Raw genomic sequence first — 14,021 nt, forward strand, 5'->3', positions numbered from 1 at the left:
TGGCCCTGCAGCGGAGGCGTCTCAGGGTCGGGTCATCCCGAAGCAGTACGTGAAGTTGCTTCCGGGGGCTGACGCTTCCGCCCGCCCGCTTTGGTGAGATGGATGTCATCGACCACGGAGGTAGGGCACACGATGGCACCGAACGACAGCACGCACACCACGGAGGCGGGGCGCCGCAAGGCGGCGCGCTACGTCGTCCCCGTCGCGGTGGCCTCGGTGGCCGCGGCGACCATCGGGCTCGTCCCGGCACTGGCCGCGTCCGGCGACCCCGAGCTGCCGAAGATCAGCGCACAGGAACTCATTGAGAAGATCGCCGCGTCGGACGTCCAGCAGCTCTCCGGCACGGTGAAGATCAGCACGGACCTGGGGCTGCCCTCGCTCGCGGGCCTCGGCGGCCTGGCCGGCGGCCCGGCGGGCTCCTCCTCGTCCGCGGCCCCGCAGGACAAGCTCACCGAGCTCACCTCCGGTACGCACACGCTGCGGGTGGCCGCCGACGGCCCGGACCGGCAGCGGCTGGCCCTGCTGGGCGAGGGCGACGAGTACAGCCTGATCCACAACGGCGACGAGGTCTGGGCGTACGACAGCAAGTCGAACGAGGTCTACCACGCCAAGGAGCCCGCGGGCCCGGGCAAGGACGGCGCGAAGGGCGGCAAGGGTGACGCGGGCAGGGAGCTGCCCGGGAAGCTGCCCTCCACCCCGAAGGACCTCGCCGACGAGGCCCTGAAGGCCGTCGACGGGACGACGTCGGTGACGGTCGACGGCACGGCGCGGGTGGCCGGCCGTGACGCGTACCAGCTGGTGATCAAGCCCAAGCAGAGCGGCTCGACGATCGAGTCGATCAAGGTGGCGGTGGATGCCGAGAAGGGTGTGCCGCTGAAGTTCACCCTCAAGTCGACGGACGGCGGCAAGCCGGTGGTCGACGCGGGCTTCACCAAGATCGACTACGCCAAGCCGGCCGCCTCCACCTTCGACTTCACGCCGCCCAAGGGCGCGAAGGTCACCGAGGACGACGGCGCGCAGGCGGCCCGCGAGGCCGAGAAGGCCCCCGAGGGCCTGGCGGAGCTCAAGGGCGGCGGCCTGAACGTCCTCGGCGAGGGCTGGACCACGATCGCCCGGATCAAGGCCCCGGGCGCCGAAGGCGCCGCCAAGATGCCGGAGAAGGGCGAACTGCCGCCGGAGGCCGACGCGTTCCTCAACGCCCTCGGCGACAAGGTGAGCGGGAAGTTCGGCTCGGGCACGGTCTTCAAGACGCGCCTGGTCAACGCCCTCCTCACCGACGACGGCACCGTCTACGTCGGCGCGGTCACCAAGGACGCGCTGGTGAAGGCCGCCGACGCGGGCAAGTAGCCCGGATCGGCCACGCGTTGAGCGCGGGGCCCGGCCGCGCCTCCTCCGGCACGGCGGGGCCCCGCGGGTTTTTGTGGGATGCCTCCGGCTCAGAAGGCCTCAGAAGGCCTCAGAAGGTGAGGCGGAAGGCGTTGATGTAGCCGGTGTCCTGGGCCGCCTTGTCCTGGGCGCGCAGCTTCCAGGCACCGTTGGCGACCTCGCTGGAGGCGTTCACGGTGTACGTCGTCTGGATGTTGTCGGCCGAGTCGCCTGAGCTGAACGGCTTCAGCGGGTAGACGGTCCCGTCCGGCGCCACGAGGTCGACGACCACGTCACCGCGCCAGGTGTGGATGATGTCGACGCCGACCTTGAGGGTGGCCGGGGCGTTGCCCGTACGCCCGGAGACGGTGACCGTGGAGGTGACGGCCGCGCCGTTGTCCGGGATGGCGACGTCGGCGGTGTTCTCGTACGTCTCACCGGGCGGCTGGGTGGTGCCGGCCGACAGGGACCAGATGGCGTGGGCGATCGCGTCGCTGTTGCGGTCCAGGGCGGTGTCGTTGATCTGCGCCGTCGTGTCGCACGAGGAGTGGTAGCAGCGGTCGAAGGCCTGCCCGGCGGTGCCGCCCCACTTCTGGGCCTGGGCGCTGGTCTTCGTACGGCTCGCGCCGGTGAACAGACCGCCGACCGGGATGCCGACGTTCTTGAACGAGGCGTGGTCGGAGCGGCCGTCGCCCTCGGTCTCGATCTCGGTGGCGACGCCGATGCCGGCGAAGTAGTCCTTGAACGTCTTCTCGATCGTCGGGTCGTCGTCGTAGACGAAGTAGCCCGCGTTCGACGAGCCGATCATGTCGAAGTTGAGATAGCCGGAGATCTTTGACCGCTCGGTGGTCGGCAGGTTGTTCACGTAGTACTTCGACCCGACCAGGCCCAGCTCCTCCGCGCCCCACCAGGCGAACCGCAGGTGCTTCGCGGGCTTGAACTGCGCGCGGGAGACGGCGAGCGCGGTCTCCAGGACCGCCGCCGAGCCGGAGGCGTTGTCGTTGATCCCGGGCCCCGAGGAGACCGAGTCGAGGTGGGCGCCGGCCATGACGATCTGGTTGGCGTCGCCGCCGGGCCAGTCGGCGATCAGGTTGTAGCCGGTGGCGCCGCTGGTGGTGAACTGCTGGACGGTGGTGGTGAACCCGGCCGCGTCCAGCTTGGCCTTCACGAAGTCGATCGACGCCTTGTAGCCGGCGCGGCCGTGGGCGCGGTTGCCGCCGTTGGCAGTGGCGATGGACTGGAAGTCGTTGAGGTGCGCCTTGACGTTGGCGAGCGGGATGTCGGGCGCGGCGGCGGTGGTCGTGGCGGCTGTGGTGGCCACCGGGGCGGCCGGTGCTGCGGTGGCGGCGGGGGCGGCCGTGGCTATCAGCCCGGCGAGGGCGAGCGCCGCTATGGCCGCGGAACGTCTCGGAACGGAGAGTGTCATGTGGGGGCTCCGGAATTCCGTACGGGGATGGGACGGAACGTGCGAGACGCCCCACGACGGCGGTGTCGCGGGGCGTTGGAGCTGTACGTGTGCAGTGCGCGGTGTGCGTGCTGAATGTTCAGGGAGAGTTTGACTTACCGTCAAGGGCGGAAACCGGTCAGGCAAGTCCGTTTACCGGACGTTCATGCGAAAGCCCCGGTACGCGGCTGCGCACCGGGGCTGTGTGACGCCTGGTCAGAGGGGGCGCCGCAGGCGGACAACGACCGGATCGCGTGCCCTGCGGGTCACCGAGGCCGGCCTTTCAGGCCGTGGCCAGCGCCGCTTCCGCCGCCTCGCGCTGGTCGTACCGCGCACGCGCCGCCGCGATCTCGTTCTGGTGGACCTCGGTCCAGGTCACCAGCGAGCGGATCGTCGTGTGCAGCGTGCCGCCGAGCGGGGTGAGTTCGTACTCCACCCGCGGCGGCACCACCGGGTGCACGGTCCGCTTCACCAGACCGTCGCGCTCCAGCTGACGCAGGGTCACCGTCAGCATGCGCTGGCTGATGCCGTCGATCTCCCGGCGCAGCTCCGTGAAGCGCAGACGGCGGCGGTCGAGCAGCGCGATGACCAGCAAGGACCACTTGTCCGCCACCCGGTCGAGGATCTGGCGGACCTCGCAGTCCTCCCGGGTGTCCCACTGGAAGGGGTCGGTGTCGCCGTACAGGCCCTCCCCATAGGTGCCTTCGCAGTGACTCGGTTCCTTCAAAGTGCCTTCTTCCATGCCTCCCGATGGTGCCGCAGGATGCAGGTGGTTACAAGAGAGAACCGACCGGCGGTCGGGTAACCCCCCCATTCCTGTACGCCCTTTCACGGAGACACCCATGCCCCAGAACCCGACCCTGTCCGCACGCGCCTGGGCGCTCCTCCTCGTCCTCTGCGGCACGATCTTCCTGGAGGGCATCGACGTGGCCATGCTCGCCGTGGCCGTGCCCTCGATCAGATCCGACCTGGGGTTGCCGACCGGGACGGCGGTCTGGGTGCTGAGCGCGTACGTCCTCGGCTACGCCGGCTTCACCCTCCTCGGCGGCCGCGCGGCCGACCTTCTCGGCCGCCGCCGGATGTTCCTGACCTGGCTCACCGTCTTCATGCTCTTCTCCGGGCTCGGCGGCTTCGCCACCGAGGGCTGGATGCTGATCGTGGCCCGGTTCGTCACCGGCGTGGCGGCCGCCTTCATGACCCCGGCCGCGATGTCGATCATCACGACCTCGTACGCGGAGGGGCCCGAGCGCAACAAGGCCCTGCTGGTCTTCGCCGGCACCGCGGCGGGCGGCTTCTCGCTCGGCCTGGTCATCGGCGGACTGCTCACCCAACTCGGCTGGCGCTGGGTCTTCTTCGCTCCGGTGATCCTCGCGGGCGCTGTCCTGCTGGCCGCGTTCAAGCTCCTCCCAGCCGAGGCCCGGCCCGCCCCCGGCGCGGGCGGCTTCGACCTGGGCGGCGCGGTGACCGCGTCGGGCGCGATGCTCCTGCTCGCCTTTGGCATCGTCCGGCTCGAACACGGTCTGGCCTCCTGGGAGCTGACGGTCGGCGCGTTCGCCGCGGGGCTGCTGCTCACCGGCCTGTTCGTCGCCATCGAGCGGCGCGCGAAGAACCCGCTCGTGCGGCTCGGCTTCCTGCGCAAGGCCGCGACCGTCCGCGCCGACCTCGGCATGATGCTCTTCGTCGGAGCCTTCTTCGGCTTCCAGTTCGTGGTCACGCTCTACCTTCAGGAGCTGCGCGGCTGGTCGTCCTTCGAGACGGCGCTCGCGCTGATCGTGATGGGCGTGGACGCGATCCTCGCCCCCACCCTCACCCCGCGCCTGGTCAACCGCTTCGGCAACGCCAAGGTCGCCTTCGGCGGCTTCGTCCTCGCGGCCGTCACGTACGTCGTGTTCCTGCGGATCGGCTCGGACTGGACGTACGCGGCGATGTTCCCGCTGCTGGTACTCAACGGCCTGGCCTTCGCCGTCGTGTACGGCCCCCTCACCATCGCCGCGACCGACGGCGTCGACGAGGAGGAACAGGGCCTGGCCAGCGGCCTGCTCACCACCGCCACCCAGTTCGGCTCGGCGGTCGGCATCTCGGCCGTCACCGCGGTCTACGGCCTGAGCGCGACCTCCGACCCGATGACCGCCTTCCGCGCGGCCCTGGTGGTTCCGGTGGCCATGGTCCTCCTCGGCGCCCTCCTCACGGCCATGGGCCTGCGCACCCGCCCCCGCCCGGCCGAGCCGGTCGCCCCGTCGGTGGAGCCCGTCCCGGAACGCACGGCGGCGTAGCGGGCCTCGGACGCGGACCGGACGTGTCCCTCCCGCCCTCGGTCTGGGCGGGAGGGGCCATCCGTCTGTCCAAAGGCCCCACAGGATAGGCGGCGCCTCCTAGGCTGGCAGCGTCGAGCTGATCGGAGAGGGGCGAGGCCGTGTCATCTGACGCTACCCCGGACCCGTTCGCCAACCCGCTGGTGTTCGGGCAGAGAATGCAGATCCTCCGCGAGCGACGCGGAATGAGCCGCACGGTGATGGCCGGACTGCTCGGACGATCACTGTCCTGGGTGAAGCGGGTGGAGAACGGTCAGCTCCAGCCACCCGGCATCGAAACCGTACTCGCCGTCGCGGAGGCGCTCCGGGTGCGTGACCTCGCCGATCTGACGGGACGCCCGGACATGCGCGCCGAGCTGTTCGTCGGCCCAGGGCATCCACGGCTCGCCGCCGTGCGGGAGGCCGTCAACGCCTTCCCCCATCTGGCGGACCGGCCTGCCCCCGCCGCGGAACACCTCGCCGCCCGTCTGGCCCGCGCGTGGTCGGCCCGTCACGCGTCACCGAACCACCGTGAGGTCATCGGTGTTCTGCTGCCCGACCTGATCCGCGACGCACAGGTGGCCGTCAAACGAGCCGAGACCCCCTCAGGCCGGCGCTCCGCCCAAGCCGTCCTCGCGGAGGTCTACGCGCTGTCGCAGTTCTTCCTGGCCTACCAGCCGGACGTCGGCCTCCTCTGGCGGGTGGCCGAGCGCAGCATGGTCGCCGCCCAGCAGTCCGAGGACCCCCACGTCATGGGTGTGTCCGCGTGGCTGATGGCGCAGGCTCACCGCGACTCGGGGCCGAACCACTTCGACGCCGCGGACTCCGTGTGCTCGGAGACGCTCGCCTATCTGGAGCCGCTGTTGCCCGACGCCCACGACGATGTACTCGCGGTTGCAGGAGCGCTCACCTTCGAGGCCGGATACACCGCCGCCCTACGCGGCGACACCGGGACCGCCTGGCGTTACTGGGACCGTGCCCAGGCCATGGCGGATCGGCTCCCTGGCGCGTACTTCCAAGTCGACACTCGCCGACCGTGTCGCCGAGGCGGTGGAGTTCGCGACGATGGTCCTCGGTGTCGAAGAGATTCCCGCGGCGGAGCGTTCACCGCGCGCCGCCGCCGTCGTGGAGACCTGGCAGCAGCTCAAGGCGGACGGCCCCGCAGGCGGCGCGCTCGGGCCGTGGTCGTACGCACGCCACCTGGCCCTGGCCGCACGCGACATGATCGAGGCCATCCACGAGTACCGCGCCCGCTCCGGTGCCGTGCCGCGGATCTGCCTGGCAGACCGGGAGGCGCGCTAAGAGTGCCCCGCGTGCAGTCCACAGCTCACCTTCTGGTGAATTGCGGGTCCAGTCTTAGCGCGCCTTGACCTCCGGTGCCCGTGCCTCCGTCCGTGGCTTCGCCGCCCCGGCCGTCGCCGCCTCGGCGGCCAGGCGGGCCGCCTCTGTGCGGCCGCGGCGGGCCGTGCGGAGGGCGTCCCAGGTCAGGAGGGTGAGGGCGAGCCAGACCAGGGAGAAGCCGGCCCAGCGCTCGGGCGGCATCGCCTCGTGGAAGTAGACGACGCCGAGGAGGAACTGGAAGACCGGGGCCAGGTACTGGAGCAGGCCCAGCGTGGACAGCGGGACCCGGATCGCCGCCGCGCCGAAGCAGACCAGGGGCGCGGCCGTGACCAGGCCGGTCGCGGCGAGCAGGGCCGCGTGGCCCGGGCCCTCGGTGCCGAAGGTGATCGAGCCCTGGGCGCCGAGCCACAGCAGGTAGGCGAGCGCGGGCAGGAACTGGATCGCGGTCTCCGCGGCCAGCGACTCCAGGCCGCCGATGTTGACCTTCTTCTTCACCAGGCCGTAGATGGCGAAGGACAGGGCCAGCGTCAGCGAGATCCAGGGCGGCTGCCCGTACCCGACGGCGAGCACCAGCACGGCCGCGAAGCCGATGCCGACGGCGGCCCACTGGGCCGGCCGCAGCCGCTCCTTCAGGAGCACGACGCCCATCGCGATCGTGACGAGCGGATTGATGAAGTAGCCGAGCGACGCCTCGACGACCCGGCCGGTGTTCACGGACCAGATGTAGACGCCCCAGTTGACCGTGATCACGGCCGCGGCGAGGGCTATCAGGCCGAGCTTGGCGGGGCTGCGCAGCAGCTCCCGCACCCAGCCCCAGCGGCGCAGCGCGAGCAGCACGAGGCCCACGAGGGCGAGGGACCAGACCATCCGGTGGGCGAGGATCTCGATGGCCCCGGCGGGCTTGAGGAGCGGCCAGAAGAGCGGGACCAGGCCCCACATTCCGTAGGCACCGATCCCGTACAACAACCCTGCCCGGGTCTCTCCTTGTGTCTTCACCGAACCTCCTGCCCTGTGCCGCGCGCCTGTCCTGTCGAAGGTAGCGCCGCACAGGGCGGGCTGTCATGTCCGTACCGCAATACGGTCATGACCGGGCGGCGGTCGGACGGCCCGACGGCGGCCCACGGTCACGACCGGGGCGGGTCAGGCGGTCCGCAGCGCCGCCTCGATCGTCTCGGCGAGCGGGGTGGTCGGGCGGCCGATCAGCCGGGTCAGGTCGCCGCTGCGCCGGGCCAGCGCGCCGCGGCGTACGGCGGCGTCCACGTCGACGAGGATCTCCGCGAAGGCCTCGGGGACGCCCGCGCCGGTGAGGACCGACAGATGGGTCTGGGCCGGTACGTCCTGGTAGGCGATCTCCTTGCCGGAGAGCCGCGCGACCTCGGCCGCGTACTCGGCGAAGGACCAGGCGGTGTCGCCGCTCAGCTCGTAGACCTGGTGGAGATGGCCCTCGCCGGTCAGTACGGCCGCCGCGGCGGCCGCGTAGTCGGCGCGCGGCGCGGAGGCCACCCGGCCCTCGCCCGCGCTGGCGACGACGGCGCCGTGCTGGAGGACCGGGGCGAGGTGCTCGGTGTAGTTCTCGGTGTACCAGCCGTTGCGCAGGAAGGTGTACGGCAGGCCGGACTCCAGGATCAGCCGCTCGGTCTCCTTGTGCTCGTCGGCGAGGCGGAAGTCGGCCTCCGGGCCGCCGAGGACGCCGGTGTACGCGAGCTGGGCGACGCCCGCCGCCTTGGCCGCGGCGATCACGGCGGCGTGCTGCGCCACCCGCTGCCCGACCTCGCTGCCGGAGATCAGCAGGACCCGGTCGCCGGCCTCGAAGGCGTCGGCCAGCGTCTCGGGCCGGGAGTAGTCGGCGACGCGCAGCTCGACCCCGCGCTCGGCGAGGGCGGCGGCCTTCTCCTTGTCCCGGACGACGGCGGCGACGCGGTCGGCGGGGACGGTGGCGAGCAGCTCGTCGACGACGAGACGGCCGAGCTGTCCGGTGGCTCCGGTGACGACGATGCTCATGGTGGGGTGCTCCCGTTCGGTTCTGTTTCCGTGGTTTGGCCTTGCGTGCTCCACTTACCGTACGTGTGGCGCTAACTTTTGGAAAGTGTTCCCTCGCCCAGACCCTCCAGACCTGACCGAGCGCCGGGTCCCCCCGTGCAGGCCGCCCGAGCGGACGACCGGGCGCGCGCGGCCAGCGTCACCAATTGATCCCAATGCCCCGGTAACCAGCGCCCGTTGACCCCCAGGCGCGTACGATCTGGTCACCACTCGGGGAAAGTGTGAGCGTGCGTGGGGGACCTGTGACGTACGGATACGGAAGAGTGCTGCGCTCCTGCTGCGCCTTACTGGCGGGCGGACTGATCCTCACCGGCTGTACCGGCTCCGGGCCGGGCGGCAATGACGACGCCCGACCGAAGAGTTCGCCGGCTCCGAGCGCCTCCGCCCGGCCGAGCGCGAGCCCGACCACGAACCCCACCCCGAGGCGGCTGGACTTCACCCCCGACCCCGCCCGCGCGCCCCGCACCGAGGCCGACGCCCGGCGGCTCGCCCTCGCCATCGTCGCGGGCCCGGAGTCCTGGGGCCCCGACTACGTGGCACGCCGCCCGCACCACAGCGCCCCCGGCTACTGGCCCGTCCTGAGCGCACAGTGCACCTGGGAGACCGGCACCCGCCCCGCGACCGTGCTCCACAGCGTCACCGCCTACAGCGAGATCCCCGCCGCGGCCGGCAAGGGCCCGCTGCGGGTCTCGGCCACCGTCACCGTCCACCGCACCGTGACCGACGCCGACTGGGAGATGGCCCAGACGCTGGAGGAGGCGCTGCGCTGCCCCGCCCAGCGGCTGCGCGACGGCGAGCGCATCAGCGGCCTCATCTCGCTCGGCAACCCCTTCGGAGTCGGTGGCAACTACACCGCGGCCGACTCGCTCGGCGAAGGCGGCAAGTACCACAGCGACGCCTTCGACGGGCCCCAGAAATACGCCTGGTACCAGTCCCGGGTCTCCCAGGTCACGGTCGCCGTCGTCGCCAAGGGCGCCCCCGGCCACGTCGAGAAGGAGATCGACCACGCCCAGGTCCAGGCCCTGGTCACCATGGTCGAGCGGGCAGAGACCCAGCTGGAGGCCCAGTCATGAGCCCTGCCGCCCCACCTCCGCCGCCGCCCGAGCGCGAGCCCGACGCGTCCCCGCCCGCGCCCACTCCCGGCGCCACCCCGCCCCCGCCCCCGCCGCCGCTTCCGCCCGAGCGTGAACCCGGCGCCGTCCAGCCGCTCCTCGCCTCCGACCCCTCCGTGATCGCCGCCTACCGCCTCCTCGGCCGGCTCGGCGCGGGCGGCATGGGCGTCGTCTACCTCGGCCGTACGGACGGCGGTGAACTCGCCGCGGTGAAGGTCACCCACGCCGACCAGGCCGACCAGCCCGACTTCCGCACCCGCTTCCGGCGCGAGGTCGAGGCCGCCCGCCGGGTCTCCAGCCCCTGGGCCGTCCCCGTCACCGGCGCCGACCCGGAGGCCCCCAAGCCCTGGCTGGCCACCGCCTTCGTCCCCGGCCCCTCGCTCGGCGAGGCCGTACGGGCCCATGGTCCGCTGCCGGCCCGCAGCGTACGGATCACCGGCGGGGCGATCGCCCGCGCCCTCGCCGCCGTACACGCCGCGGGTCTCGTCCACCGCGACGTGAAACCCGGCAACGTCCTGCTCGCCGTCGACGGCCCGCGCCTGATCGACTTCGGCATCGCCCGGACCGCCGAGGAGACCGCGCTCACCGCCACCGACATGGTCGTCGGCACCCCCGGCTTCCTCGCTCCCGAACAGGCCGAGGCCCGCGCCGACGAGATCGGCCCGGCCAGCGACGTCTTCGCGCTCGGCTGCCTGCTCGCCTTCGCGGCGACCGGCCGCCCGCCCTTCGGCTCGGGCGCCGTCGACGCCCTGCTGTACCGCACCGTCCACGACGAACCCGACCTGGTCGGCGTGCCCGAGGCACTCCTCGATCCGCTGCGGGCCTGCCTCGCCAAGAACCCCGCCGACCGGCCCACCGCCGAGCAGGTCACCGCCCTCCTCACCGAGGACACCCCCGACACGGCCGCCGACTGGCTGCCCGCCCCCGTCGTCCGGACCATCGCCGAACGCTCCGCCCGCATGCTCGCCCTGCCCGACATCGAGCCCACGCACGCCGGCGAAGGCACCCAGGCCGTCGGCAGACGGAAGTTCCTCCTGATCGGCGGGTCGGTGGCGCTCGCCGCCGCCGCGGGGGTCGGCATCTGGACCGCCCTGAAGGACGACGGCGGTACGAAGACCGCGCCGCCGCCGAAGAAGCAGCGCTGGATCATCGGCGTCCAGGCCGACCTGACCGGGCCCGCCAAGGACCTCGGCATCGCCCAGGAACGCGGCGCCCGCCTCGCGGTCGACCGCTTCAACGCCCGCGCCGACAAGCCCTTCACCCTCGAACTGAAAGTCTCCGACGACGCCGGCGACCGCTACCGCGCGGCCGCCGCCGCCCGCCGCCTCACCACCGACCCCGACGTCCTCGGCGTGCTCGGCTCCACCTCCGACTACACCTCGCAGGAGGCGCTCCCCGTCTACGACGAGGCCCGCGTCCCGCTGATCACGGTTTCCGCCGGGCTCAACCTGCTCACCAGCAATAGCGAGAGCCAAGGGCGCACCATCCTGCGGGCCTGCCCGCCGCACCCCTTCGCGGGCATGTACCTCGCCTACTACGTCCAGGCCAAGACCCGCAGCCGCCGGCCCGGCATCCTCCAGGAACGCACCGACGACACCTACGCCTGGCAGTACATCGGCGGCGCCAACTTCGCCTTCCGCCAAGGCGAGATCGTCCCGTACCCCCGGGTGGTCCCCGGCGGCCTCACCGACTACAAGTCCGTGCTCGCCCGGATGACGGCCGACGGCATCGACGCGTACGTCCACTGCGGACTCACCCCCAGCGCCGTCCTCGCCGCCCGCGCTCTGAAGGACCTCGGCTTCACCGGCATGAAGGTGGCCGGCCAGCACGTCTTCGGACCCCAGTTCCTCAAGGAGGCCGGGGAGGCGGCCGAGGGCTGGATCCTCGGCGCACCCGCCGTCGACCCCACGACCAGGAAGGAAGCCGCGGCCTTCGTCGCCGCGCACCGCGCGACGTACGGCACCGGCCCCGCGTACTACGCGGGTGAGGCCTACGACGTCGTCAACCTCCTGATCCAGGAGGTGGTGAAGGCCGCCAAGGGCGGCAAGCGCCCCGACCGCACCACCCTCACCCCCGTGTTGCGCAAGGTGAAGTACGAGGGAGTCATGGGCGGTTATGTCTTCGACCACGAGACGGGCGACCTGCGCGGCGTGGGCACCTTCATGTACGTCGTGGAGGGCGGCCGCTACAAGCCGCTCGAATTCGCCCCCGCCGGGCCGCCCACCACCCGGCGGACGTGACGCGTGCAGCCCCTGCGTACGGCCGACCCGTCGGTGATCGCCGGGTTCCGGCTCCTTCGCCGGCTCGGCGCGGGTGGCATGGGCGTCGTCTACCTCGCCCGCTCCGGCGGCGGCGCCCTCGTCGCGCTCAAGCTCATCCGTGCCGAACACGCCGCCGACCCCGGCTTCCGGGCCCGCTTCCGCCGCGAGGCGCGGATCGCCGAACGGATCAGTGGCCGCTGGGTGGTCCGGGTCATCGGCGCCGACCCGGAGGCCCGGGAGCCCTGGCTGGCCACCGAGTTCGTCCCCGGGCCCTCGCTGGCCGAGGCGGTCGGGCTGTACGGCGCGCTGCCCGAGGAGGCCGTCCGCGCCCTGGGCGTACGGCTCGCCGAGGCACTGGCCGCCCTGCACGAGGCCGGACTCGTCCACCGGGACGTCAAACCCGGCAACGTCCTCCTCGCCCTCGACGGCCCGCGCCTGATCGACTTCGGGATCGCCCGGGCCGCCGGGGCGACCGCCCTGACCGCCACCGACGCGATGATCGGCTCGCCCGGCTACCTCTCCCCGGAACAGGCCCGCGCCGCCGGAGCGGGCGAGGTCGGCCCGCCCAGCGACGTCTTCTCGCTCGGCTGCGTCCTCGCCCACGCGGCCACGGGACGACGGCCCTTCGGTACGGGCACGGTCGCCGCGGTCGTCTACCGCACCGTCCACGAGGAGGCCGACCTCGACGGCGTACCGCGGCCGCTGCTCGGCCTGATCCGGGCCTGCCTCGCCAAGGACCCGGCGGCCCGCCCCACCGCCCACGAGGTGCGCGCCTCCCTCGGCGCCGTCCCGGACCGGCCCGAGGGGCCCGCCGGGGACTGGCTGCCGCCCGCCGTCTCCTCGCTGATCGCCCACCGCTCCACCCGCGTGCTCGACCTGCCGGTCCTGGAGCAGACCGTCATCGTCGACCCCGGCACGGGCGGCGGCCCGCCCTCACGGCGGCGGCTGCTCGTGCTGGGCTCTGCGGCCGCCGTCGTCGCCGCCGGAGGCGTGACCGCCTGGCTGGTGAACCGCCCGCCGGCCGGTGCCGGCGCGGGCGGCGGAGGGGGCCCGCGCTCCACGTACGCCATCGGCGTCCAGACCGACCTGAGCGGACCGCGCCGGGCGGACGGCACGGCGCAGGAACGCGGCGCACGGCTCGCGGTCGAGACCTTCAACTCCCGCCAGGACCGGCCCTTCGACCTGGCGCTGAAGGTCCGCGACGACGGCGGCGACCCCGGACGGGCCCTCGCGGCGGCCCGCGCCTTCGCCCAGGACCGCGCGGTCCTGGCGGTCCTCGGACCGGCCACGGCCCAGACGGTCACCGCCACCGCCGCCGAGTACCACAAACACCTGCTGGTCCTGATGAACCTCGTGGCGGGCGTCAACCAGATCGACATCGACGGACAGACCGACGGCCCCACCTACTTCGAGCTGCGCCCCGGCCACGACATGCTCACCGTCCCGCTCGTCTACTACATGACCAAGCGCAAGGCCCGGCGGACCGCGATCGTCGAGGACAGGGCGGGTGGCACGTACAGCTGGCGGATCGCGAAGACCATGAAGACCGCGCCGCCGTCCGAGGGCACGGTCACCTCCCACCCGGTCGACGCCGGCACCGACGACTTCGCCCCGGCGGTCCGCGCCGCGCTCGCCACCTCCCCGGACGCGGTGGTGTACGCGGGCGACTCCCCACGCCGGGCCGCCCTGTGCGCCAAGGCCCTGCGGGCGCAGGGGTTCACGGGGCTGTGCGGGGCCGCCGAGTACGCCCTGAGCCCGGAGTTCACGGCGGTGGCGGGGGCGGCCGGCGAGGGGTGGCTCTTCGGCACGACCTACACCGATCCGGCGGCGCTCCCCTCCGCCAGGCAGTTCACCGCCGCGTACCGCACCCGCTGGCGGCTGCCGGCGACGGCCGGGATCGAGCGTTTCGCGCTGGAGGCGTACGACGCCGTGCTGTACGCGGCCGAGGGGATGCGGCTGCTGACCGCCGACGGACTGGTGGCCGACCGGGGCGCGCTGCGCCGCAGGCTGCGCACCATGACGTATCAGGGTCTCGCGAAGACGATCGCCTTCAGCGGCACCAACAGCATGCTGTTCCAGCACGAGTCGGGGCTGTTCATGCACCGGATCCAGCGGGGCGTGCCCCGGTTCCTGGGGCAGTACAAGGCGGCGGCGGAGAAGAAGTGAG

At 72.6% G+C, this 14,021-nt stretch carries 10 protein-coding genes and 1 pseudogene; 7 read left to right on the forward strand and 4 right to left on the reverse strand.

The window, feature by feature from the left end; all coding sequences use genetic code 11:
• The first annotated feature begins 132 nt into the window (after positions 1-132).
• Complete coding sequence (locus tag ACZ7LT_RS18425; RefSeq protein WP_471237104.1) at positions 133-1,347, forward strand: LolA family protein; 1,215 nt, start codon at positions 133-135, stop codon at positions 1,345-1,347.
• 109 nt (positions 1,348-1,456) lie between these two features.
• On the opposite strand, the gene ACZ7LT_RS18430 is transcribed toward ACZ7LT_RS18425, so the two are convergent.
• A complete protein-coding gene (locus tag ACZ7LT_RS18430; RefSeq protein WP_471237105.1) occupies positions 1,457-2,791 on the reverse strand; it encodes a M28 family peptidase in 1,335 nt (444 codons plus the stop codon).
• A 301-nt stretch (positions 2,792-3,092) separates the two neighbouring features.
• Entirely contained in the window at positions 3,093-3,551 is a 459-nt protein-coding gene (locus ACZ7LT_RS18435) for a winged helix-turn-helix transcriptional regulator (RefSeq protein WP_471237106.1), read from the reverse strand.
• 100 nt (positions 3,552-3,651) lie between these two features.
• Here ACZ7LT_RS18435 and ACZ7LT_RS18440 point away from each other — a divergent pair, with 100 nt between their 5' ends.
• The 3 genes and pseudogenes from ACZ7LT_RS18440 to ACZ7LT_RS18450 all read left to right on the forward strand — a co-directional run bounded on the left by ACZ7LT_RS18440 (position 3,652) and on the right by ACZ7LT_RS18450 (position 6,402).
• A complete protein-coding gene (locus ACZ7LT_RS18440; protein ID WP_471237107.1) occupies positions 3,652-5,082 on the forward strand; it encodes an MFS transporter in 1,431 nt (476 codons plus the stop codon).
• 239 nt (positions 5,083-5,321) lie between these two features.
• Positions 5,322-5,378, forward strand: a pseudogene (locus ACZ7LT_RS18445) (hypothetical protein); the annotation flags it as partial.
• A gap of 697 nt (positions 5,379-6,075) precedes the next feature.
• Positions 6,076-6,402 (forward strand): hypothetical protein, encoded by a 327-nt coding sequence (locus ACZ7LT_RS18450; RefSeq protein ID WP_471237477.1) that lies wholly within the window; start codon positions 6,076-6,078, stop codon positions 6,400-6,402.
• A gap of 54 nt (positions 6,403-6,456) precedes the next feature.
• On the opposite strand, the gene rarD is transcribed toward ACZ7LT_RS18450, so the two are convergent.
• Positions 6,457-7,437, reverse strand: a complete 981-nt coding sequence (rarD, locus tag ACZ7LT_RS18455; protein ID WP_471237108.1) for an EamA family transporter RarD — start codon at positions 7,435-7,437, stop codon at positions 6,457-6,459.
• 144 nt (positions 7,438-7,581) lie between these two features.
• On the reverse strand, positions 7,582-8,442 hold the full coding sequence (locus ACZ7LT_RS18460; RefSeq protein WP_471237109.1) for an SDR family oxidoreductase: 861 nt from the start codon (positions 8,440-8,442) through the stop codon (positions 7,582-7,584).
• Between the two features lie 266 nt (positions 8,443-8,708).
• Here ACZ7LT_RS18460 and ACZ7LT_RS18465 point away from each other — a divergent pair, with 266 nt between their 5' ends.
• From ACZ7LT_RS18465 to ACZ7LT_RS18475, 3 genes are read left to right on the forward strand one after another with little or no spacing between them, the layout of a single operon-like run.
• The gene (locus ACZ7LT_RS18465) at positions 8,709-9,554 is read left to right on the forward strand and encodes a hypothetical protein (RefSeq protein WP_471237110.1); all 846 of its coding nucleotides are present in this window, start codon (positions 8,709-8,711) and stop codon (positions 9,552-9,554) included.
• Complete coding sequence (locus ACZ7LT_RS18470; protein WP_471237111.1) at positions 9,551-11,833, forward strand: bifunctional serine/threonine-protein kinase/ABC transporter substrate-binding protein; 2,283 nt, start codon at positions 9,551-9,553, stop codon at positions 11,831-11,833. Before ACZ7LT_RS18465 ends, ACZ7LT_RS18470 begins: the two co-directional genes overlap by 4 nt.
• Before the next feature lie 3 nt (positions 11,834-11,836).
• The gene (locus ACZ7LT_RS18475; protein ID WP_471237112.1) at positions 11,837-14,020 is read left to right on the forward strand and encodes a bifunctional serine/threonine-protein kinase/ABC transporter substrate-binding protein; all 2,184 of its coding nucleotides are present in this window, start codon (positions 11,837-11,839) and stop codon (positions 14,018-14,020) included.
• Position 14,021 lies beyond the last annotated feature (1 nt).

The sequence above is a fragment of the Streptomyces sp. NPDC039465 genome (genome assembly GCF_055639315.1).

What these genes read in the sequence shown, in the direction of transcription:
- ACZ7LT_RS18435 (WP_471237106.1), bottom strand. Translation starts at nt 3,551, where the DNA reads ATGGAAGAAGGCACTTTGAAGGAACCGAGTCACTGCGAAGGCACCTAT.
- ACZ7LT_RS18440 (WP_471237107.1), top strand. Translation starts at nt 3,652, where the DNA reads ATGCCCCAGAACCCGACCCTGTCCGCACGCGCCTGGGCGCTCCTCCTC.
- ACZ7LT_RS18470 (WP_471237111.1), top strand. Translation starts at nt 9,551, where the DNA reads ATGAGCCCTGCCGCCCCACCTCCGCCGCCGCCCGAGCGCGAGCCCGAC.
- ACZ7LT_RS18460 (WP_471237109.1), bottom strand. Translation starts at nt 8,442, where the DNA reads ATGAGCATCGTCGTCACCGGAGCCACCGGACAGCTCGGCCGTCTCGTC.
- ACZ7LT_RS18430 (WP_471237105.1), bottom strand. Translation starts at nt 2,791, where the DNA reads ATGACACTCTCCGTTCCGAGACGTTCCGCGGCCATAGCGGCGCTCGCC.
- ACZ7LT_RS18425 (WP_471237104.1), top strand. Translation starts at nt 133, where the DNA reads ATGGCACCGAACGACAGCACGCACACCACGGAGGCGGGGCGCCGCAAG.